The following is a 21,020-nucleotide window of genomic DNA, read 5'->3' as shown; positions in this document are numbered from 1 at the left end:
TCTAAGGTGACGCCTATGCGAACGGACCTGGTGGTCGCGCCGCTCGAGCAGGTTGTGGCCGCCGCAGGCCGGCGACGTGACGACGCCCATGGCCGCCGCGTGACGTACTCCCCCAAGGTCTTCATCCCCTTGACCAGACTGTGCCGGGATCGCTGCGCCTATTGCACGTTCGCCACGGCGCCGGCTCGCGTCAGCGCCGCCTACCTGTCGCCGGACGAGGTGCTCGAGATCGCTCGGACCGGGGCTGCGGCCGGCTGTCACGAGGCGCTGTTCACGCTCGGTGAGCGGCCCGAAGAGCGGTACCCGGCTGCCCGGGAGTGGCTGGCGGCGGAGGGCCACGCCTCGACGGTCGACTACCTGGAATCGGTCGCTGCCCTGGTCAGGGACGAGACCGGCCTGCTCCCCCACGCCAATGCCGGCGCCCTCTACCCCGACGAGCTGGCTCGCCTGCGGTCGGTGTCCGCCAGTCAGGGCATGATGATCGAGAGCCTCGCCGACCTCGATTGTCATCGGGGAAGCCCGGACAAGACCCCTGATCGGCGGCTGGCCACCCTCGAGGCCGCCGGGGAGCTCGGCATCCCGTTCACCACCGGCATCCTCGTCGGCATCGGAGAGAGCCGGGAGGACCGGCTGGATGCCCTGCACGCGATCGCCGCCTCACACGCCCGTCACGGCCACGTCCAGGAGGTGATCGTCCAGAACTTCCTGCCCAAGCCCGGTACCGCCATGCACGCACACCCGCCGTGCCCGCCCGAGGAGTACCTGTGGTCGGTGGCCGCGGCCAGGCTCGTGCTGCCGCCGGAGATCCACCTCCAGGCACCGCCCAACCTCTCGGACGACTTCGGTGCGCTCCTGGACGCTGGCATCGACGACTGGGGTGGGGTCTCGCCCGTGACCGCCGACCACGTGAACCCCGAGCGCCCGTGGCCGGCCGTCGAGGCGCTGCGGCGCACGACCGAGTCGCGGGGCTTCGCCCTGGCCGCCCGTCTGACGATCTATCCCGAGTACGCCCTCGCCCCTGACCGCTGGCTCGACCCCGCCATGCGCTTCCCCGTCCTCGACCGCTCGGACGCCGAAGCACTGGGACGGGAGGACCGCTGGGCCTCGGGGGGCACGGAGGCGCCTCCGATCCTTCGTGCCGACGGGTCGTCCGGGTGGGGGTGTCCACTCGGCCCCGGTCACTCCGGGCGCGCCGGCGGCGCCCTGTCCGAGGTGCTGGCCGGCGTGCAGCTGGGCCAGGAGGTCGGCGTCGAGGAGATCACCGAGCTCTTCGCCGCCCGAGGGCCGGGGATGGCAGCGGTGGCCGAGGTGGCCGACGACCTCCGCCGTCAGGCAGTCGGCGATGTGGTCACCTGGGTGGCCAATCGCAACATCAACTACACCAACGTCTGCACCTTCAAGTGTCGCTTCTGCGCCTTCTCGAAGGGTCCCCTCTCGCTCAGCCTGCGAGGTAGCCCCTACCTGCTCGAGCTGGACGAGGTGTCGCGACGGGTCGCCGAGGCCGAGGCGCTGGGAGCCACGGAGGTGTGCCTCCAGGGGGGCATCCATCCGAGCTTCGACGGCGACTACTACCTGGAGGTGATCAAGGCGGTGCGGGCGGCTTCCGAGCGGATCCACATCCACGGGTTCACCGCCCTGGAGGTCACCGAAGGAGCCCGGCGTCTCGGCGAGCCACTCGACGCGTATCTGCGGCGGCTGATGGAAGCCGGCCTGAAGACGCTGCCCGGCACGGCCGCCGAGATCCTCGACGACGAGATCCGCGCCGTGCTGTGTCCGGACAAGGTCAACACCGAGCAGTGGCTGGAGGCCCATCGGGTCGCCCATTCGGTGGGGCTGCGCTCGAACATCACGATCATGTTCGGCTCGGTCGAGTCGCCGGTGCACTGGGCCCGACACATCGTGCGCACCCGGGATCTGCAGAAGGAAACGGGCGGCTTCACCGAGTTCGTTCCTCTGCCCTTCGTCCATATGGCGGCGCCGATCTACCTCCAGCGACGGGCCCGGCCGGGGCCTACCTTCCGCGAAGCGCTCCTCATGCACGCCGTGGCCCGCATCGCCTATCACCCGTGGGTGCCGAACATCCAGGTGAGCTGGGTCAAGATGGGCGCCGCCGGGGTGCGGCAAGCCCTCATGGCCGGCGTCAACGACCTCGGTGGGACGCTGATGGACGAGAACATCTCCCGTGCCGCCGGCGCCAGCCACGGCCAGGCCATGGACGAGGACGGCTTCCGGGCGATGGTCGAACCGATCGGGCGCCGGCTCGAGCAGCGAACCACGTTGTACGAGCGGGCGACAGCGCCGGCCTGAGTGCCTGACCGCACGAGGCGACGTCGAACCGGCCGTCCCGACATCGATCGCAGCATCGAGGAGCTGCTCAATGCGGCCGGTGCCCAGTCCAACCGCGATCAGCTGTTCGAGATACTGGCCACGACCATCCGCATGGCCAGCAACGGGGCCGACCGCCTCGACCTCAAGATCACCAACGCTGCAGTGAAGGAGATGGCGGAGGCGTTCGCCGTGTTCGCGCCGTACCGGTCCATCCCAAAGCTGACCATGTTCGGCTCCGCCCGGACCCGGACCGATGATCCGCTCTACGCCCAGGCCAGGCAGCTGGCGGCCAGCCTCGCCCGAGAGGGGTGGATGCTGGTCACCGGGGCGGGGCCGGGGATCATGGCGGCGGGGTTGGAGGGCGCAGGGCCGGACCAGGCGTTCGGCATCAACATCCGGCTCCCCTTCGAGGACGCGCCCAACGCCTTCATCTCGGGCGATCCCAAGCTCGTCGAGATGAAGTACTTCTTCACCCGCAAGCTGATGCTGCTCAAGGAGTCGGACGGCTACGCGGTCCTGCCCGGCGGCTTCGGCACCATGGACGAGGCCTTCGAGCTGCTGACCCTGCTGCAGACGGGAAAGGCGGAGCCCTCGCCCCTGGTGTTCGTGGACGTGCCCGGTGGCAGTTACTGGCAGGCGTGGGAACGGTTCGTCACCGACCAGCTGAACGCTCGGGGGCTCATCTCACCGGACGACTCGGCCCTCTACTGCATCACCGACGACGTCTCGTGTGCCGCGGCGGAGGTGCTCGGCTTCTATCGTCGGTACCACTCGCTGCGGGTGGTCGGTGATCTGTCCGTCATCAGGCTGCGAACCGCTCCCTCGGACGCCCAGCTGGCCGCGCTCAACCGGGACTTCGCCGACATCTGCGTCGGGGGTGACATCCACCGCACCGAGGCCACACCCCAGGAGCGCGCCGGTCGGGACCACGTGGAGCTGCCCCGGATCGCCCTCCAGTTCGACCGCGCGCACTACGGCCGCCTCCGACAGCTGATCGACGCCCTCAACCGGGACTGAGCGGGAGCTCAAGGCATCTCATCCTCGCTGCGCAGCAGGGAGGCGGCGCGCTCCACCGAGCGACGGGCCTGAGTCAAGCGGCGCTCCGCGGCGGGTCGCTTTCGCTCGCCGGCCTCGATCGCATCGCGAAGAGCCTCGATGGCCAGATCCCCGAGCTCCTCGGCGATGGCTTCGAGACTGCTGCGGATGTCGTCGAGGTCAGCCGCCATCGACCGACCAGGCGATGATGTCGAGCGGATGGCGGACGTCGAGCCCCGCCCCGGCCAGGTGGGCGATGCAGCCGGGGTTGGCGCTGGCGACAACGGGAGCTCCCGTGGCCGCGATGGCGGCGACCTTGCGGGCCCGGATCTCGCCGGCCATGCCGGGGTGCATGCCGGCGTAGGCTCCGCCGGCGCCGCAGCACAGACCGTCATCGCCGATCTCCACCAGCTCTGCGTACGGGGCCAGCACGGTGCACACGTGGTGATGGGCCCGCTGGACGTGGCGGAGGTGACACGGGTCCTGGACGGCGACCGGCCCGCCGAGCCGGCGGGCGGGCGGGGGCAGTCGGTCCGCCCGCGCCGCCAACCACTCGTGCACGTCCAGCACCCGGCTGGAGAATCGCCGAGCCTCGGGCGTCCCGAGGAGCGCGCCGTAGTCCTTGAGGGCCGCGCCACAGCCCGCCGAGTCGACCACCACGGGGGCATCTCCCGGCATCGATGCCATGACCCGGCGGGCGAGGACCTGGGCCTCATTGCGGAGCCCGGCGTGCACGTGCAGGGCACCGCAGCAGTCGCCGCCGGATCCCGGGAGGGCGACGCCGGCACCCGTGGCGTGCATCACCTGGAGGGCAGCGGCGTGCGTGGGCCGCATCCACGCGTCCATGACGCAGCCGGTGAACAACCAGGCGTTGGTGTCACGGGGCCGGCCTCCCGGGCCGGCCGTGTCACGGGGCCGGCCTCCCGGGCCGGCCGTGTCGCTGGGCCGGCCTTCCGGGCCGGCCGTGTCGCTGGGCCGGCCTTCCGGGCCGGCCGTCCAGCTCGATCGAAGCCGCGGCCGGCGCAGGGGCAACGGGGGCAGACCCAACCGGGCCGGTAAGAGGCCGAGTCGTTGGACGAGCGCTGCCGCGGTCGACGCTGCCAGGACGAGTCGGTGATGGCCGAGCGCGGCGTAGCCGAGCCGTCGCCACCGCGGCTGGTACGCCGTCTCCCGGGCCAGCGTCTCGCGCGCGCCCTCCATCAGCCGCCCGAAGGGCACCGACGAGGGGCACGCCACCTCGCAGCCCCGGCACTGGACGCACAGGTCCATGAACTCCGTGAACTCCGGCCCCGGCCGCCCGTCGGTGACGTGCGTGGCCCGCATGGCGGCTATCCGACCCCGCGGCGAGGCCGACTCCTCTCCGGTGACCCGGTAGGTGGGGCAGTGCGGGAGGCACAGACCGCAGGAGACGCAGGCGGACAGGTCCTCGTCATCGATGGCGAGCTTCACGCCACCATCCGCCCGGGGTTCAGCCGCCCTGAGGGATCGAAGTTGGCCTTGATGCGACGATGCAGGGTAGCCGTCGCTGGATCCACCGCACGCACCGGCGCCGGTGCCGGTGCCGAGGTGTGCACGATGCCGACACCGACCTCGGCGACGAAGGTGCCGGGGTGGAGCCCCGCGACGAACTGGTGGATGGCCGACGGGGGTACCGACCACCGGTCGTCGTCCGGAAGCGCCGGGGGCGCCCCGACGGGCGCAAACTCGGGTCCGAGCGCCTTGACCTCGGCGTCGACGTCTCCACCGTGGCCCTCGAGGAGGACCCAGGTCGAGCTGCCGTCCCACAGGATCGACGACGGGCGCAGCAGGATGCGGCGGACGCGATCGGGGTCGTCGATCGCGCCCTGGAGCCATACGGCCACTGGAGGTCGCGGTCGAACCCGCAGGACGACCTCCGCGAGCAGCCCGAGGGTCCCCAGCGACCCGACCAGGAGGCGGCAGAGGTCGAACCCGCTCACGTTCTTGACCACCGGCCCGCCCGCCCGGATCAGCTCGCCCGCAGCCGACACGAAGCGGACCTCGAGCACCGTGTCACGAACGGGGCCCCAGCCGAGGCGGCGAGGTCCGCTGTGTCCGACGGCCAGCAGGCCACCGACTGTTGCCCGCTCGGGGTCGGCGGGATCGAGAGCGACCATCTGGCCACCCTCGGCGAGGGCGTCGTCAAGCTCGGCCACGCGCGTCCCGGCCCGGACCCGCACGATCATCTCCGCTGGCTCGTGTGCGACCACTCCTGCGGGCGCCCATACCTCGCGCGCCGAGGCGTCGGGATCGCCGCCGACGGTCCATTGCGTTCGACCGCCGACCGCCACGACCGGTTCGCTGGGGCCGACCTCGGCGGCGAAGTCCCGGAGCGGCCCGTCGGTGGCGGGCAGGGTCCGGACGGGCCCCGTCATATCCAGGCCCCCGCCGGCACGGACTGAAGGTCGCCGCAGCGGGATCCCGACGGAAGGACCTTGTGGGGATTGCACGTCTGGTCGGGGTCGAACGCCAGCCGCAGCCGGCGCTGGGCGTCGAGATCGGCGTCCGAGAAGATCAGGCCCATATGGTCCCGCTTCTCGAGACCGATGCCGTGCTCGCCCGAGAGCACCCCGCCGACCGCGACGCAGGCGGTGATCATCTCGGTGCCGGCGGCGAGGACCCGGTCCATCACCCCGTGCTCTCTCCGGTCGAACACCAGCAACGGATGGAGGTTGCCGTCACCGGCGTGGAAGACGTTCACCACCAGCAGCTGGTGGCGCTCGGCGATCTCGTAGACCTGGGAGAGAACCTCGACGAGGCGGGTGCGCGGGACCACGGTGTCGTGGAGGTAGTAGTCGGGGGCGATGCGGGCGATCGCCCCGAAGGCGGACTTCCGCCCCTTCCACAGCAGGGCCCGCTCGGCCTCGTCGGCGGCCACCCGCACGCCCCTGGCGCCGTTGGCCTCGGCCACGTCGGCTACGACCTGAGCCGCGGCCTCTACACCCGCGGGCAGCCCGTCCACCTCCACCAGGAGGACCGCGGCGGCATCGCGGGGGAACCCGGCGTGGACGTAGTCCTCGACCGCGGCCGTGATGCGGGCATCCATCATCTCCAAGGCGGCGGGCACGAGTCCGGCGGCGATGATGCCGGTCACGGTCGCCGCCGCCGTCTCGATCGACGCGAAGTCCACCAGGACGGTGCGAACCGCCGGGGGGTCGGGTGACAGACGTACGGCGATGCGGACAGCGATGCCCATGGTGCCCTCGCTGCCGACGAAGGCGCCCCGCAGGTCGTAGCCGGGTGGCTCCGGGTCGAGGCCCCCGAGCAGCGCCAGCGACCCGTCGGGCAGCACGACCTCGACGGCCAGCACGTGGGCGCTGGTGACGCCGTAGGCGAGGCAGTGCGGGCCGCCAGAGTTGTTGGCGACGTTGCCGCCGACCGAGCACGACTGCTGACTGGAAGGGTCGGGGGCGAAATGGAGGCCGAGGTGGGCCACGTCCCGCGTCAGATCGAGGTTGAGCACGCCGGGCTGCACCCACGCGACCCTGGTGCCCTCGTCAATGCCCAGAATGGCGTCCATCTTGGTGGTGACCACCACGACGGGTTCGGCGCCGTCGGCGCCGACGGGGACGGCGCCGCCCGCCAGCCCCGTTCCCGACCCCCTCGGCACCACCGCCCGCCCGTGTCGTCGGGCGATCGTGACCGCCGCCTGCACTTCTTCGGTGGTGCACGGAAAGCACACCACGCCGGGCTGCCCTTCGAGGAGCGAGGCGTCCCGTCGGTAGAGGGTGAGCTCGAGCGGGCCGCTGCGGACCCTGTCAGGCCCCAGCGCCGCCGACAACTCGCTGGCCAGGGCGTCGTTCACCCCACCAGTCTGCCCCCGCCGACTTCACCGCCGCTGCAGGGCCCCCCGCTCAATCGGCCGCCGACCGCGCCGTGTCCCCGGCGGTGACGACGTCGAGAGCGCCGTCGGCGAACCTCGCCCGCAGCACCTTCTTGTCGAACTTGCCGACGCTGGTCTTCGGTACTTCCTCGACGATGGCCCACCGCTCTGGAAGCCAGAACCGTGCCACGCGGCCGGCGAGGAACCGTCGCAGCTCGACGGGATCGAGGTGGGCGCCCTCGTTCGGGACCACGCACGCCAGGGGCCGCTCCTCCCAGCGGGAGTCCGGGACCCCGACCACTGCCGCCTCGTAGACGGCGGGGTGGGACATGAGCATCGTCTCTAGCTCGACCGACGAGATCCACTCCCCGCCCGACTTGACGACGTCCTTGGTGCGGTCGGTGATCTGCATGAAGCCGCGGCCGTCGAGGGTGCCGACGTCACCCGTTCGCAGCCAGCCGTCATGAAAGCGCTCAGGCGAGGGGTCGCCGTAATACGACGCCGTGACCCAGGGGCCGCGGACCTCGAACTCTCCCACGGACTTCCCGTCGCGTGGCAACACAGTGTCGTCCGGTGCCACGACACGCAGCTCCACTCCGGGAACCACCCGGCCCGTGCGGGCCAGGTAGTCCACCTCCTCGCCCTCCGCCGCACCCTTGGGCGGGAAGGACAGCGCGCACAGCGGGCTCGTCTCGGTCATCCCCCAGCCCTGGACGACGCGAACCCCGTGGCGCTCCCGATACCGCTCGATCAGCGCCCGCGGCACGGCCGACCCGCCCGCCACGATGAGACGGAGCGACGACAGGTCGAGGTGGTGGCCTTCTCCGTAGTGGAGGAGGTCGTTCAGGACGGTCGGAACCGCCTCCGAGGTGGTGGGCCTCTCCTCGGCGATGATCCTCGCCAGCGGCTCGGCCTGCAGAAATCGTTGGGGAAGGACGAAGTCCGCCCCCACCAGCCACGCCGCGTAAGGCATCCCCCAGGCATTGGCGTGGAACATGGGCACGATGACAAGCACCCGATCCTGCTCGTGAATGGCAAGACTGACGGCGGACGTGACCGCGAGGCTGTGCAGGAACGTCGATCGGTGGCTGTACGCGACGCCCTTGGGGTTGCCCGTCGTGCCGCTCGTGTAGCACATGACCGCGGCGTCGCGTTCGTCGAGCTCAGGCCAGTCGAATCCAGGCCTCGAGCCGCCGATCAGCTCCTCGTGACGAAGGCAGTCTCCCAGCGGGCTGGCATCGCCCTCGCCGATCACCACGATGTGCTGGACCGACTTGAGCTCGCCGATCACCCTGGCGAGGAGCGGGACGAGCGACGCGTCGACCAGCAGGACGCGGTCTTCGGCGTGGTTGACGACATAGCTCAGCTGCTCAGGGAACAGCCGGATGTTGATGGTGTGAAGGACCGCTCCCATGCTGGGCACCGCGAGATAGGCCTCGAGGTGCTCCTGATGGTTCCAGCAAAAGGTGCCCACGCGGTCGCCCCGCTCCACCCCCAGGTCACGCAGGGCGGTGGCCAGCCGCTCGGCCCGCTCGGCCACGGTGGCAAAGGTGGATCGACGGGCGCCGCCGTCCTCGAAGGTGACCACCTCGCTGTCGCCGTAGGTGTCCTGACCGTGGCGAACGATGGCGCTGACCAGCAGCGGCCTGTCCTGCATCGTGCTCAACATGGTGGCCCTCACTTCTGAACACATGGACCGGTCTCCCGGGCCAGCCGCGCAGCTCCGGGGGATCGTACAAGGCACCCGCCGGCGGGACGCCGCTCCATGGCCAGCCCGGGGGGCTGACCCAGAGGACTCGGATAGCCTCGCCCGTCATGGACGCCGAGGACGCTCGCAGCTTCATCCGCTCGAATCACCAGGCCGTGCTGGCCACCACGCGGGGTGATGGTCGTCCGCAGCTGTCTCCGGTGACGGCGGCGATCGATGGCGGGGGGCGGGCGGTCGTCAGCACCCGTGCGGGCGCCATGAAGACGGCCAACGTGCGACGTCGCCCGTGGGCCGCCCTGTGCGTCCTTGGCGATCGCTTCTTCGGTCCGTGGGTCCAGGTCGAGGGGCCGGTGGATCTGCTCGAGCTCCCCGAGGCCATGGAGGAGCTGGTCGCCTACTACCGCTCCATCAGCGGGGAGCACCCCGACTGGGACGACTACCGCCGGGCCATGGAGCGGGACGGCCGGCTCATGTTGCGGATCACCATCGAGCGAGCCGGTCCCAACCGGGCCGGGTAGCACCGGCCGCCGGTCAGCGGCGGGTCGGCATCGAGCTGACGAGGGCGGTCATCCGGCCCCTGCGGCGCAGGCGGGCCCGCTCCTTCTCGTCGGTGCCTCCCCAAATGCCGAACTCCTGCCTGGTCTCGAGGGCGAATCGCAGGCAGTCGGCTCGCACATCGCAGGCCTCGCAGACCTGCTTGGCCCGCTCCATCCGCTCGAGGGCGATCCCGGTCGTGCCGCTGGGGAAGAAGAGCTCGGGAGGACAGAGCCGGCAGGCGGCTCGTGCTCGCCAGCTCGTGTCGGCTTGGAGATCTGCGGGGGCGGTCAGCACATCGTCGATCACAGCGGTTCCCGCCTCCTGGAGGTCGATCCCGTCTACCAGCGTCTCTCGCTACCCGAGCCCCGGTCTGACGAAACGTCGAACCGGCCGAGTGGAGCCTGGTCGAGCGTCGCCGCAGGGCAAGAAGTTGCCTCGATGCGACAATCGGGTACATGTCGAGCAGGTTTTTGGAGCCGGGCCGGCTGTCGGCGGTCGGGCCCACCGGGGGGACGGGCCCGAGGACCGGGAATCGAGGACACCCATGAATCCCGTCGAACGGGGGATCCGCAAGGTCGACGACTTCCAGCAGCGGCGGCCACCACTGGCCTTCCTCTTCGCCGTGGTCAAGAAGTTCGGCGACGACTCCGCTGGGTCGCTGGCCGCCCTGATCGCCTACTACGGCTTCCTGGCCCTGTTTCCCATGTTGTTGGTCCTGATCACGGTGCTGGGGCTGGTGTTCGCCAATGATCCCGGCTTCCAGCACCGAGTGGTGAGCTCGACGCTGTCGCAGTTCCCGATCGTGGGGCCCCAGTTGGCCGGTCCCCACGGTGTCCATTCGCTCCGGGCGGGCAGCGTGGTCGGATTGATCATCGGCCTGATCGTGCTGGTGTGGGGGTCCCTGGGCGTGACCAGGGCCGCGCAGACCGCCATGGCGGAAGTGTGGAACGTCCCCGCCGTCGATCGTCCCGGGTTCGCCGCCCGGCTCGTCCGCAGCCTCGGGTTCGTCGGCGTCCTCGGCCTCGACGCCGTCGTGATCACCGTGGTGGCCGGGTTCGCCTCGTTCGGGGGCCACTCCGTGGGGCTTCGGGTGGCCGCGGCCGTCGTCGCCGTGACCGCCGACGTCGGGCTCTACATCGTGGCCTTTCGCATCCTCACCCCGCCGGCAGTCCTTCGCCGGTTCCTGGTCCCTGGGGCGGTGATCGCCGGTGTGGCCTGGGCCGTCCTCCAGTACGTGGGCGCCTATCTGGTCGGTCACCAGCTCCGGCACAGTGGTCAGGTCTACGGCTACTTCGCGAGCATCCTCGGGCTCATCGGCTTCCTCTACCTCGCGTGCCAGATCACCCTGTACGCCGCCGAGCTCAATGTCGTACGCGCTCAGCGGCTGTACCCGAGGAGCATCGTGCCGCCACCGCTGACCCCCGCCGACGAGCGGGTGCTCGGCGACATCGCCCGAGCTGCCGAACGCCGGCCGGAGCAGCGGGTGGCGGTCGAGTTCGATCGCGGGCCGGACTACCGGTCGGATGCGTCGCGCGGTCCCGGTGCGTCATCGAGGTCCTCCACCCCGGTCCGTCCGAGCGGAGATGGTCAGTGAGCCGGCTGCCGTTCGCCAGAGCGGCGGTCTGGTACCCGACGCTGGGCCTGCTCGCCATGGAGGAGCTCGTCGAGCTCCCCATCGTCACGGTGGTGGTCCTCGGCCGACTGGTCGCGGAGCGGCGCTCGAGCCATCCCGGGACGGGCGAGGGGCCGGTCGTCGGCCCCGTGGTCGGGCACTGAGGGTGCTGGTGAGCCACCTCGCGGGGGCACCAACTTTTTTTCGACAAACGCGTGACTGAACGGTTTGGACACGCGGCGGCCGGGTAACACAGTGTCAGGCCGCAACGCCGGCGGTGTGGGGGCAGATCATGGCGGCGCCCTCCCCCCCTGCCCCATGCTCCCCCATCCGCCGGCGGGCCAATCTCCTCCGATCGCCGGTCCGCGGCATGTTGGGCCGAGGTGATCACTCTGACGAGGCGTGTCGACGCAGTTGAGGCGGCAGGCTGCCTCAGGCGCAAGCCTCCCAAGCCCGCATTCGCTCGAGTCCACGGGCCAGCAGGCGAGATACCTGCATCTGGCTCACACCCACCCGAGAGCCGATCTCGGCCTGGCTCAGGCCCTCGTGGAATCGCAGCAGGACCACGCGCCGTTCCGACATCGGTAGGCGGCTCATCAGGTCGCGAACCAGATCCCGACGATCGACGACGCCGACACCGGGGTCGACCGCCCCGACCCGAGTCTCGAGGGCGCGGGTGGTGTCGTCGTCCAGCGTCTGGCTCAGTGAGGCTGTCCGATACAGGCGTCCCGCTTCCATGGCCTCGATGACGTCGCTCGCGGACACCTCCAGATGGGCCGCCAGCTCGTCGATGGTCGGGGACCGACCCAGCGACTGGCTGAGCTGATCGACGGCGTCACGGGTCTCCAGATACAGCTCCTGGACCCGACGGGAGACCCGCACCGCCCAACCGCGGTCACGGAAATGCTTCTTGAGTGTCCCGACGATCGTGGCCGTGGCGAAGGCGGGAAAGCTCGTGCCGTGGTCGGGGTCGTAGCGCCTGGCCGCCTCGACGAGGCCCATCGAGGCCACCTGCACCAGATCTTCGAGGGACTCACCTCGGTGGGAGAAGCGTCGAGCCAGGTAGCGGGCCAGGCCGAGGTGATCCTCGATGAGCCGGCCGTTCGCCCTGTCCGCAGGCCGCGCCGAAGTGGACCCGTCCACCAACGCGCCGTGGCCGGCTATCTGCCACTCCTGCCTGATTGCCATCCAGCCCTCCCCAAGGACGTCGCCTGCACCTATTGACCTCACACCGTCCCGACGAGGGCTCGACTCATTGTACGGGGCGTCGGCTCATACGGCGATGTTCATTGACCTGCTGGTCAATTTGATTCGCCCCCTCGCTCGCTGGGCCTGCCTCCTGGCACGAGATCGCCGACTCGTTCCCCTTGTCGGGGGAGGCGCAGTCCCACCAATGCCGCCGCGCCTCTGACTGACAACCAGTCACTCTGCATAAGATAGCATGAAACGGGCTATAACGACGCGGTGTGCAGCGCAGAGACCCGTCGATGAGACGGGCTTCACTGCTCCTCGCCGGCCTGCTGGTGACGGCTGTCTTCGGCGCGGCGATCCTCGCTGGGGCGGTGGCGGGCACGGCGATCCCGGGAGGCGAGCCGTCGGCTGGCCAGCTGGCGGGAGGGCCGGCGTCCGGGGGTCCGCCGTCGGGCCGGGCGGTGGGGTCGATCCCGCCCACGTACCTCCAGCTCTACCAGCAGGCTGCGGGGACCTGTCCCGGGCTGCCGTGGACGGTTCTCGCCGGCATCGGGACGGTGGAGAGCGGTAACGGCCAGTCGGCTTCCGCCGGGGTGAGGAGCGGTGCGAACTTCGCCGGCGCCGAGGGACCGATGCAGTTCGAGCCGACCACCTTCTCCTCTGTTGCCGTGGTCGGACCGGGGGGCGCCGATCCACCGAGCCCCTACGATCCCGTGGACGCCGTGTACTCCGCCGCCCATCTGCTCTGCACCGACGGCGGGGATGATCCGGCGACCGTCGGCCGGGCCATCTACGCCTACAACCACTCATCCGACTACGTCGCCCAGGTGCTGTCGCTGGCGTCTGCGTACGGCGCGTCCGGAGGGGTGGGATCCGGGTGACGACGGCCACCCACCGGCCGTCGCACTACGATCCATGGCCCTGCGGACGAGCGATCTCGGGGGTGCGCATGGGACAGGTCAACACGGTGCGGGGAGCGATCGACGCCGGTGCCCTCGGCACGACCCTGATGCACGAGCACGTCTTCATCCTGAGCCCCGACGTCCAGCAGAACTATCCGCTTGGCTGGGACGACGAGCGACGGATCGACGATGCCGTGGGCCGGCTCAACGAGCTGAAGTCCCGCGGCGTCGATTCGATCGTCGATCTCACGGTCGTCGGCCTCGGCCGCTACGTACCTCGCATCGCCACCATCGCTGCCCGTACCGAGCTGCAGATCGTGGTGGCCACGGGCCTGTACACCTACAACGACGTTCCCCTCTACTTCAGCTACCGAGGTCCGGGGACCCCGCTCGACGGCCCGGAGCCGATGATCGACATGTTCGTGCGCGACCTCCAGGTCGGTATCGCCGACACCGGCGTGAAGGCGGGCATCCTCAAGTGCTGCACGGACGAGCCCGGCGTGACGCCCGGCGTGGAGCGGGTCCTGCTGGCCGTGGCCCAGGCCCATCGCCTGACCGGCGCCCCGATCTCGACCCACACCCACGCGGCAACCCGCCAGGGCCTCGAACAGCAACGGATCTTCGCCAAGGAGGGGGTGGATCTCGAGCGGGTGGTGATCGGCCATAGCGGGGACAGCACCGATCTCGCCTACCTCGAGGAGCTCGTCGGCAACGGCTCGTACATCGGTATGGACCGATTCGGGATCGACGCCATCCTCTCGTTCGAGGAGCGTGTCGCGACGGTGGCCGCCATGTGCGGGCGCGGGCACGCCGATCGCATGGTCCTGTCGCACGACGCCGCGTGCCACAACGACTGGTTCGACGACGAGATGGTCACCGCCGTCCAGCCCAACTGGCGGTACACGCATATCTCGGACGACGTCATCCCCGCCCTCCGGGGCCGAGGGGTCACCGACGACCAGCTCCGCCAGATGTTGGTCGAGAACCCGCGGAAGATCCTCGGGTCCCCGACCGCCTGACTCCCCACCACGATGACGGCGTCTCCCGACCTCGTTTGTTACCGTCGTGTCGACGGAGACAGGGGGACGCCGCCGTGAGCGACTCGGCGCAGGGATCCGGTTGGTGGCAGGCGTCCGACGGTCGGTGGTACCCGCCTGACGCCAGTCCGGGGGTCCCGCCCCCGCCCGAGGCGGCCAGCGCGGGATGGTCCAGCCCGCCGGGTGGATCCAACCAGGGATGGGCGAGCCCCCAGGGCACCGGCTCGCACAACCCGGGAGGATGGGCGCAGCCACCGGGGACCGCCCCCTATCGGGCGTCGACCAACGGGCTCGCTGTCGCCGCCCTCGTCCTGGGCATCATCGGGATACCGGGGGTGCTCGCGCTCTTCAACATCTTCTCCATCCTGGCCTTGATCTTCGGCCTCGTGTCCCGCTCGCAGATCCAGAGGTCGGGCGGTACCCAAGGTGGCTCCGGGATGGCGATGGCCGGCATCGTGCTCGGGACCATCGGGATCGCCCTGGACGTGATCTGGATCATCGTGGCCGTCACGAGCAGCGTCTACAGCGGCTGATCGCGCCGCCGGGGGCCGGCGGCTAACGTGGGGCTCACACGGGAGCCTGGTGTGACCAGGCTGAGAGGGTGAGCTGTCAGCTCCCGACCGTCGGACCTGATCCGGGTAATACCGGCGCAGGGAGTGCTGGTTCGGCCGCCCTCTCGCCCGAGAACGAAGGACGGGAGCGAGATGCGCGCAGCCCCACCGACTGGCCGCTGCTGGACCCGAGCGCGGGCGGTTTCCCCGGCGGCGGACCCGCTGTGAACGGCTCGCACCCGGACGGCCCCGGAGCAGACCGTCCCGACGTCGTCGTCGTCGGCGGTGGGTGCATCGGCCTGGCCACGGCCTGGCGGGCAGCAGGCGCCGGCCTCCGGGTCACGGTCGTCGACCCGCATCCGGGCGCCGGCGCATCGTGGGCGGCGGCGGGCATGCTGGCTCCGGTGACCGAGGTGCACTACGGCGAGGAAGCCCTCCTGCAGCTCAATCTGGCCTCGGCCGAGCGCTATCCGGCGTTCGTCGAGGAGCTCGAGCAGGAGGCCGAGACGGCCGTCGGGTACCGCCGCTGCGGCACGCTCTTCGCCGCCGTCGACGGTAGCGATCGGGCCGTTCTCGAGGAGCTCCACCAGTTTCAGCAGGGGCTCGGTCTCGAGGCGCAGCTCCTGTCCGGCCGCCAGTGCCGCGCCCTCGAGCCCATGCTCGCCCCCGGGATCAGGGGCGGCATCCTCGCCCCCGAGGACCACCAGGTCGACAGCAGGCGGCTCACTCCCGCGCTGCGCACTGCGGCGGTGCGTCGGGGTGTCGCGATCCATCAGTGCGCGGTGGCCGAGGTGGTCGTGGCCGACGGCCGGGCGGCCGGCGTTCGGCTCGAGGGCGGCGAGCTCCTCCTCGCCGACGCGATCGTGCTGGCGGCGGGCTGCTGGTCGAGCTCGATACCCGGCCTGCCGCCGGACGCCGTACCCTCGGTGCGCCCCGTCAAGGGCCAGATCCTCCATCTCCGTGGACCCGCCGATCCGCCGTTCCTCTCCCGCAACCTCCGCGGCGTCGCCGAGGGGTCGCATGTCTATCTGGTTCCCCGCGACGACGGGCGCGTCGTCGTGGGCGCCACCGTCGAGGAGAGAGGGTTCGACACGACCGTCACCGCCGAGGCGGCGTACACCCTCCTGCGCGACGCCCACGAGCTGGTGCCGGGCGTGCTCGAGCTCGAGCTGGCCGAGACCCACGTCGGCCTCCGACCGGGATCGCCCGACAACGCTCCCCTGCTCGGCCCGTCCGCGCTGCCGGGTCTGATCATGGCCACCGGCCATCACCGCAACGGTGTGCTGCTCACGCCGGTGACCGCCGACGCCGTGGCGACCTATCTGTCGACGGGCCGGCTCGAGGACCATGTCCTCCCCTTCTCGCCATCACGCTTTGTCGGCGTTGGTCAGCGAGGCCGGATCAGCGATACGGAGACGGTCCGGTGATCGACGTGACGCTCAATGGAGAGCATCGGCGGCTCGACGACGGCACCACCGTCGACACGGTGGTGGCCTGGTCGGATCGCGGCCCGGCCGGCGTGGCCGTGGCGATCAACGGGGACGTCGTGCCCCGCAGCCGATGGGCGATCACGACGCTGTGCAGCGACGACCGCGTCGAGGTGCTCGCCGCGGCCCAGGGAGGGTGATCCGACAGTGGCAGCCGATCTGACCGAGACCCGCGATGGGGACGCGTCCGTGGCCGAGGATCCGCTGACGATCGCCGGAGAGGTCTTCCGGTCCCGCATGATCCTGGGGACGGGCGGACTTCCCAGCCTCGAGGCCCTCGAGCTGGCCGTTGCCGCGTCGGGTGTCGAGGTGGCCACGGTCGCCATGCGGCGCGTCGACCCTACGACGAAGGGCTCGGTGCTCGACGTGCTGGGACGGCTGGAGGTCCGGGTCCTGCCCAACACTGCCGGGTGCTACACGGCGGGCGAGGCCGTGCGCACGGCCAGGCTGGGGCGCGAGGCCCTCGAGACCAGCTGGGTGAAGCTGGAGGTGATCGGCGACGAGCGGACGCTGCTGCCGGACGCCGTCGAGCTCCTCGACGCGGCCGAGCGGCTGGTGGACGACGGGTTCGTGGTCCTGCCGTACACGAACGACGATCCCGTGCTCGCCCGCCGCCTCGAGCAGGTCGGCTGTGCGGCGGTGATGCCGTTGGGCTCACCGATCGGCAGCGGCCTGGGCATCCGGAACCGACACAACATCGCCCTCATCGTCGAGGCCGCGTCGGTGCCCGTGGTCCTCGACGCCGGGTTGGGTACCGCATCGGACGCCGCCGTCGCCATGGAGCTCGGCTGTGATGCCGTGTTGCTGGCGTCGGCGGTCACCAGAGCGCAGGCGCCGGCGGGCATGGCCGCGGCCATGGCGAAGGGGGTCGAGGCCGGACGGCTGGCGTGGCGCTCGGGACGCATCCCCCCGCGGTTCCACGCCGAGCCGTCGACGTCGTTCGAGGGGATGGCCGACCTCGACCAGCGCTGGTGAGCAGCGTGAGCAGCGTCACCCCGCCGGTCGCGCTCACCATCGCCGGCTCTGACTCGGGTGGAGCGGCGGGTGTGCAAGCCGATCTCAAGACCTTCGCCGCCCGCGGCGTGTTCGGCACCAGCGCCATCACGGCCGTCACCGCCCAGAACACCCTCGGGGTGCAGGGCGTCCACATCGTGCCGGCGGAGCACGTCGATGCCCAGATCACGTCGGTCGTGAGCGACCTCCGCCCGGCTGCGGTCAAGACGGGCATGCTGGCGACGGCAGCCACGGTTGCGGTAGTCGCCGACCAGGCCGCCAGGGGCGAGCTCCGGAACCTGGTGGTGGACCCCGTCATGGTCGCCACGTCCGGTCAACGCCTGCTCGAGCCGGACGCCGAGCGGGCCTACCTCGAGCTGCTCCTACCGCATGCCCTCGTCGTCACGCCCAACCTGCGTGAGGCGTCGGTGCTCGTCCGGCGAGACCTGGTCTCGGTCGACGACATGACGGCAGCTGCCTGCCAGCTGGCGGAGACCGGCGCCCGCTACGTCGTGATCAAGGGCGGTCACCTTCCCGGCCCGGCGGCCGTCGACGTGATCTGGGACGGGACGGACGCGAGGATCCTGTCGGTGCCCCGGATCGCCACCGCCAACGTCCACGGTACGGGGTGCACCCTGTCGGCGGCGGTGACCGCCAACCTGGCGCTGGGAGCAACTCCAGGAGATGCCATCGAAGGGGCCAAGACCTTCCTCACCCGCGCCCTCCGGGGAGCAGCCGGGTGGGCGCTCGGATCAGGCCAGGGACCGGTGGACCAGCTCGGATGGGGCAGCGATGCCCGGATCGCCGAGACCGAAGACGCTCAGCCGGCTGACTCTCCCGACGACGGAGCCGACGCCCGCGCCAGCTCCGACAGGCCCGGGTAGTCGAGCTTGCCCGCCGGGCTCCGGCCGAGGCTCTGGACCGTGATGTATGACCTGGGGACCTTGAAGCCCGCGAGTCGGGCGCGCACGCGCTGCGTGAGCCGCTCCTCGTCGACCGTGGTCCCGACCACGGGTTGGATCAGGGCACAGATCGACTCGCCGAAGCGCTCGTCGGGCACGCCCACACAGGCCGCGTCGGCCACGGCGGGGTCTTCCTTGAGGACCTCTTCGACCTCCTCCGGATAGACCTTCTCGCCGCCAGTGTTGATGCACACCGAACCACGACCCAGAAGGTGCAGGCTTCTGTCCGGGTTGACCTGGGCGTAGTCGCCCGGGATCGAGTAACGGACGCCGTCGAAGGTTCGGAAGGTGCGAGCCGTCTTGGCCTCGTCCTTGTAGTAGCCGAGCGGGATGAAGCCGCTGATCGCCACCATGCCGATGTCGTCCGAGCCGGGGGCAACCTCGCGACCGTCGTCGGTGAAGACGCGCACCCGCTCTCCGAGCTGGAACTGGGCGGTGTCGGTGGCGCTGCCGCCGGCCGAGATGCTGGCGGCCAGGCCCACTGCCTCGGACGAGCCGAGTGAGTCGTACAGGATCACCTGGGGCATGACCTCGAGCAGCGCCGTCTTGGTCTCCTGGCTCCACATGACGCCGGAAGAGCTCATCAGCATGACGCTCGAGGTGTCATAGCGACCGGGTTGGGCCTCGAGCTCGGCCAGCATGGGCCGGGCGAAGGCGTCACCGACGATGGCGATGCCGTTGACCCGGTAGCGCTCCACCGATCGCCACAGCTCGGCCGCGTCGAAGCTGCGGCCCTCGAGCGTCACGACGCATCCTGCCCCGTTGAGCGTGATGAAGGCGATGAACTGACCGGTGCCGTGCATCAGGGGGCAGGCGGGCAACGTGACGAAGCCCGGTCCGGTGATGCGGGAGGCGAAGTCGTCGAGGTCGGCCGCCGGTGGCTGACCCAGCACCGGGTTTCCCCCGCCGCCGAGCACGTTGAAGAGATCGTCCTGGCGCCACATGACGCCCTTGGGCATGCCCGTCGTACCCCCGGTGTAGAGCAGGAGGAGGTCATCGCCCGAGCGACCCCAGGGGCCGCGCACCGGGTCGGATCGACCGGCACGGACCACCTCCTCGTACGGCGTCGACCATTCGGGGACGGTGCCGCCGTCGTCCACCGCGTACCACCGGCGCACCCCGGGCAGGCGGCTCCGCACCTTGTCGAGCAGCTCGGTGAACGACGTGTGGAACACCACTGCCTCGGTGTCCGAGTTGTCGAAGAGGTAGGCGATCTCCTCGGGCCCGTAGCGGTAGTTGGTGTTGACCGGGACCAGGCCCGCCTTGAAGGCGGCCAGATAGCTCTCCAGGTACTCCGGGGCGTTGTAGAGGTAGGCCGCCACCTTGGCCTGGTGCCCGAGACCGGCGTCGAGCAGGTCGCGGGCCAGACCGTTCGCCCGGCGGTCCACGTCGGCCCAGCTCAGGGTTCGCCCCCCCTGGATCTGTGACGGAGCCTCGGGCAGCTTCGTCGCCACGGTCTCGTAGACGTCGGCGAAGTTCCAGTCGGTCACGTCCACCTCCAGCACGCTCGACGATTCGCGCTTCGGAGATCTGACCCTACTCTGCCGTCCCCGGGCGTCTGTGGCAGCCGCGCGCTCTTGCCCAGCGTGCCCCGGGTCCGCGTCGACGCCGGGTGCCAGAGGACCCGGAGCCCCGGCCGGCGAATAGTTTCGGGCGACGGCGCCTCGGGTAGGCACCCGAGGCTGCGGTCACCGCGTGCCGAGGACGGTTCGGCCGTTTGCGACAGCCGAAGGAGCGCCAATGATCCGCTACCTGTTCCGTCGGGTGAACACGGCCTTCCTCGGTAAGCCCACGTGCGATGTGTCGAGGTGCGGGCGCCAGACGGTCGGGTTCTCGGAGCTCTGCCGCGACCACACCCTCGCGGCCATGGCCGGCCGGCGCTTCGCCTGAGGCAGCCCCAGGGCGGCCCGGGAGGCCGCCCGCAAGGACAGGGGCGGCCCGGGTGACGCTACTGATCGGGACCTCGGGATGGCAGTACCGGTCGTGGCGGGGACCGTTCTATCCAGAGGGACTGCCCCAGACCCGATGGCTCGAGCACTATGCCGGACGCTTCCAGACCGTCGAGGTCAACAACGCGTTCTATCGCCTCCCCGAGGCCCGTACCTTCGCCGACTGGGCACGCCGGACTCCTGACGACTTCGTGGTGGCGGTGAAGATGAGCCGCTATCTGACCCACGTGCGCCGCCTTCGGGAACCAGCCGAGCCGGTGCAGCTGTTCCTGTCACGGGCCCGGCAGCTGGGCCCCAAGCTGGGGCCCGTCCTGCTCCAGTTGCCGCCGACCCTGCGTGCGGAAACACGGGCCCTCGACGCCACCCTTCGCTGCTTTCCGTCGGCCGTCCGAGTCGCCGTGGAGCTGCGTCACGAGTCGTGGTTCACCGACGAGACAGCCGAGGTGCTCGCCGACCATGGGGCAGCGCTCTGCCTGGCCGACGGCCCCCGATTGCGGACCCCGCTGTGGCGCACGGCCGGCTGGGCCTACCTCAGGTTGCACGAGGGCCGCGCCACTCCCCGGCCCTGCTACGGGCGGGCCGCCCTGGCGGGGTGGGCCCGCCGGCTGGCAGAGACCTGGGGGGCCGATACCGACACCTTCGCCTTCTTCAACAACGACGAGCGGGGCTGCGCCGTGCGCGACGCGACCGTGCTGGCGACCACGGCCCAACGGGTGGGGCTGCGGCCGACCCGTGTTCCGAAGACCGGCGAGGTCCGCGTGGGCTAGACCGTCTCGAGTGACCGATCCTGCGGCGCTCGAGGCGACGCTGCGAGACGCGGTGCGGGGCGAGATCCGCTTCGACCGCGGCGCCCGGGCGGCCTGGTCGACCGACGCGTCGAACTTCCG

General features: G+C 70.7%; 22 protein-coding genes and 1 riboswitch. Of the genes, 14 read left to right on the top strand and 8 right to left on the bottom strand.

Going from position 1 to position 21,020, the window contains the following annotated elements; genetic code table 11:
- The first annotated feature begins 15 nt into the window (after nucleotides 1–15).
- The gene (gene cofH, locus VGF64_06820; GenBank protein HEY1634452.1) at nucleotides 16–2,307 is read left to right on the top strand and encodes a 5-amino-6-(D-ribitylamino)uracil--L-tyrosine 4-hydroxyphenyl transferase CofH; all 2,292 of its coding nucleotides are present in this window, start codon (nucleotides 16–18) and stop codon (nucleotides 2,305–2,307) included.
- Nucleotides 2,308–3,345, top strand: a complete 1,038-nt coding sequence (locus VGF64_06815; protein HEY1634451.1) for an LOG family protein — start codon at nucleotides 2,308–2,310, stop codon at nucleotides 3,343–3,345.
- Between the two features lie 8 nt (nucleotides 3,346–3,353).
- Here VGF64_06815 and VGF64_06810 read toward each other — a convergent pair whose 3' ends face one another.
- Genes VGF64_06810 through VGF64_06790 form a run of 5 tightly spaced genes read right to left on the bottom strand, consistent with a single transcriptional unit; the run spans nucleotide 3,354 to nucleotide 8,873 of the window.
- Complete coding sequence (locus tag VGF64_06810) at nucleotides 3,354–3,554, bottom strand: hypothetical protein (protein HEY1634450.1); 201 nt, start codon at nucleotides 3,552–3,554, stop codon at nucleotides 3,354–3,356.
- Complete coding sequence (locus VGF64_06805) at nucleotides 3,544–4,812, bottom strand: (Fe-S)-binding protein (GenBank protein HEY1634449.1); 1,269 nt, start codon at nucleotides 4,810–4,812, stop codon at nucleotides 3,544–3,546. Before VGF64_06805 ends, VGF64_06810 begins: the two co-directional genes overlap by 11 nt.
- Nucleotides 4,809–5,756 (bottom strand): FAD-binding protein, encoded by a 948-nt coding sequence (locus VGF64_06800; protein ID HEY1634448.1) that lies wholly within the window; start codon nucleotides 5,754–5,756, stop codon nucleotides 4,809–4,811. Before VGF64_06800 ends, VGF64_06805 begins: the two co-directional genes overlap by 4 nt.
- Complete coding sequence (locus tag VGF64_06795; protein HEY1634447.1) at nucleotides 5,753–7,186, bottom strand: FAD-linked oxidase C-terminal domain-containing protein; 1,434 nt, start codon at nucleotides 7,184–7,186, stop codon at nucleotides 5,753–5,755. The genes VGF64_06800 and VGF64_06795 overlap by 4 nt, the downstream gene beginning before the upstream one ends.
- Nucleotides 7,187–7,235: 49 nt before the next feature.
- Nucleotides 7,236–8,873: a long-chain fatty acid--CoA ligase gene (locus VGF64_06790; GenBank protein HEY1634446.1), complete on the bottom strand. Its 1,638-nt coding sequence runs from the start codon at nucleotides 8,871–8,873 to the stop codon at nucleotides 7,236–7,238.
- Nucleotides 8,874–9,019: 146 nt separating this feature from the next.
- On the opposite strand from VGF64_06790, the gene VGF64_06785 reads away from it, so the two are divergent.
- Nucleotides 9,020–9,430, top strand: coding sequence for a PPOX class F420-dependent oxidoreductase (locus VGF64_06785; GenBank protein HEY1634445.1), 411 nt, complete (start codon nucleotides 9,020–9,022; stop codon nucleotides 9,428–9,430).
- Nucleotides 9,431–9,443: 13 nt separating this feature from the next.
- Here the strand turns inward: VGF64_06785 and VGF64_06780 are convergent, their stop codons facing one another.
- Nucleotides 9,444–9,755 (bottom strand): WhiB family transcriptional regulator, encoded by a 312-nt coding sequence (locus VGF64_06780; protein HEY1634444.1) that lies wholly within the window; start codon nucleotides 9,753–9,755, stop codon nucleotides 9,444–9,446.
- A 238-nt stretch (nucleotides 9,756–9,993) separates the two neighbouring features.
- Between VGF64_06780 and VGF64_06775 the strand changes: the two genes are divergently transcribed.
- The gene (locus VGF64_06775; protein ID HEY1634443.1) at nucleotides 9,994–11,043 is read left to right on the top strand and encodes a YihY/virulence factor BrkB family protein; all 1,050 of its coding nucleotides are present in this window, start codon (nucleotides 9,994–9,996) and stop codon (nucleotides 11,041–11,043) included.
- Nucleotides 11,040–11,225 (top strand): hypothetical protein, encoded by a 186-nt coding sequence (locus VGF64_06770; protein HEY1634442.1) that lies wholly within the window; start codon nucleotides 11,040–11,042, stop codon nucleotides 11,223–11,225. Before VGF64_06775 ends, VGF64_06770 begins: the two co-directional genes overlap by 4 nt.
- A gap of 268 nt (nucleotides 11,226–11,493) precedes the next feature.
- Here VGF64_06770 and VGF64_06765 read toward each other — a convergent pair whose 3' ends face one another.
- Nucleotides 11,494–12,249, bottom strand: coding sequence for a SigB/SigF/SigG family RNA polymerase sigma factor (locus tag VGF64_06765; protein HEY1634441.1), 756 nt, complete (start codon nucleotides 12,247–12,249; stop codon nucleotides 11,494–11,496).
- A 299-nt stretch (nucleotides 12,250–12,548) separates the two neighbouring features.
- Between VGF64_06765 and VGF64_06760 the strand changes: the two genes are divergently transcribed.
- The 7 genes from VGF64_06760 to thiD all read left to right on the top strand — a co-directional run bounded on the left by VGF64_06760 (nucleotide 12,549) and on the right by thiD (nucleotide 18,106).
- On the top strand, nucleotides 12,549–13,133 hold the full coding sequence (locus tag VGF64_06760; GenBank protein ID HEY1634440.1) for a lytic transglycosylase domain-containing protein: 585 nt from the start codon (nucleotides 12,549–12,551) through the stop codon (nucleotides 13,131–13,133).
- Nucleotides 13,130–14,173, top strand: a complete 1,044-nt coding sequence (locus VGF64_06755; protein HEY1634439.1) for a hypothetical protein — start codon at nucleotides 13,130–13,132, stop codon at nucleotides 14,171–14,173. The genes VGF64_06760 and VGF64_06755 overlap by 4 nt, the downstream gene beginning before the upstream one ends.
- Nucleotides 14,174–14,247: 74 nt before the next feature.
- Nucleotides 14,248–14,724, top strand: coding sequence for a DUF4190 domain-containing protein (locus tag VGF64_06750; GenBank protein HEY1634438.1), 477 nt, complete (start codon nucleotides 14,248–14,250; stop codon nucleotides 14,722–14,724).
- Between the two features lie 28 nt (nucleotides 14,725–14,752).
- A riboswitch (TPP riboswitch) is annotated at nucleotides 14,753–14,864 on the top strand.
- Between the two features lie 102 nt (nucleotides 14,865–14,966).
- Entirely contained in the window at nucleotides 14,967–16,169 is a 1,203-nt protein-coding gene (gene thiO, locus VGF64_06745; GenBank protein ID HEY1634437.1) for a glycine oxidase ThiO, read from the top strand.
- Nucleotides 16,166–16,369, top strand: coding sequence for a sulfur carrier protein ThiS (gene thiS / locus VGF64_06740; protein ID HEY1634436.1), 204 nt, complete (start codon nucleotides 16,166–16,168; stop codon nucleotides 16,367–16,369). The genes thiO and thiS overlap by 4 nt, the downstream gene beginning before the upstream one ends.
- Nucleotides 16,370–16,376: 7 nt before the next feature.
- Nucleotides 16,377–17,204 carry a thiazole synthase gene (locus VGF64_06735; protein ID HEY1634435.1) on the top strand — a complete coding sequence of 276 codons (828 nt, stop codon included), beginning with the start codon at nucleotides 16,377–16,379 and terminating at the stop codon, nucleotides 17,202–17,204.
- Between the two features lie 5 nt (nucleotides 17,205–17,209).
- Nucleotides 17,210–18,106, top strand: coding sequence for a bifunctional hydroxymethylpyrimidine kinase/phosphomethylpyrimidine kinase (gene thiD, locus VGF64_06730; GenBank protein HEY1634434.1), 897 nt, complete (start codon nucleotides 17,210–17,212; stop codon nucleotides 18,104–18,106).
- Here thiD and VGF64_06725 read toward each other — a convergent pair.
- Complete coding sequence (locus VGF64_06725; GenBank protein HEY1634433.1) at nucleotides 18,043–19,680, bottom strand: acyl-CoA synthetase; 1,638 nt, start codon at nucleotides 19,678–19,680, stop codon at nucleotides 18,043–18,045. The genes thiD and VGF64_06725 overlap by 64 nt on opposite strands.
- Before the next feature lie 244 nt (nucleotides 19,681–19,924).
- Here VGF64_06725 and VGF64_06720 point away from each other — a divergent pair, with 244 nt between their 5' ends.
- Together VGF64_06720 and VGF64_06715 are read left to right on the top strand one after the other, a co-directional pair.
- On the top strand, nucleotides 19,925–20,074 hold the full coding sequence (locus VGF64_06720; GenBank protein HEY1634432.1) for a hypothetical protein: 150 nt from the start codon (nucleotides 19,925–19,927) through the stop codon (nucleotides 20,072–20,074).
- A 52-nt stretch (nucleotides 20,075–20,126) separates the two neighbouring features.
- On the top strand, nucleotides 20,127–20,900 hold the full coding sequence (locus tag VGF64_06715) for a DUF72 domain-containing protein (GenBank protein HEY1634431.1): 774 nt from the start codon (nucleotides 20,127–20,129) through the stop codon (nucleotides 20,898–20,900).
- Nucleotides 20,901–21,020 lie beyond the last annotated feature (120 nt).

The organism is Acidimicrobiales bacterium (assembly GCA_036491125.1).
In the GTDB taxonomy this organism is placed as follows: Bacteria; Actinomycetota; Acidimicrobiia; order Acidimicrobiales; family AC-9; genus AC-9.
Note: the sequence above shows the minus strand (reverse complement) of the source record. Positions and strands in the feature narration are given on the sequence as shown.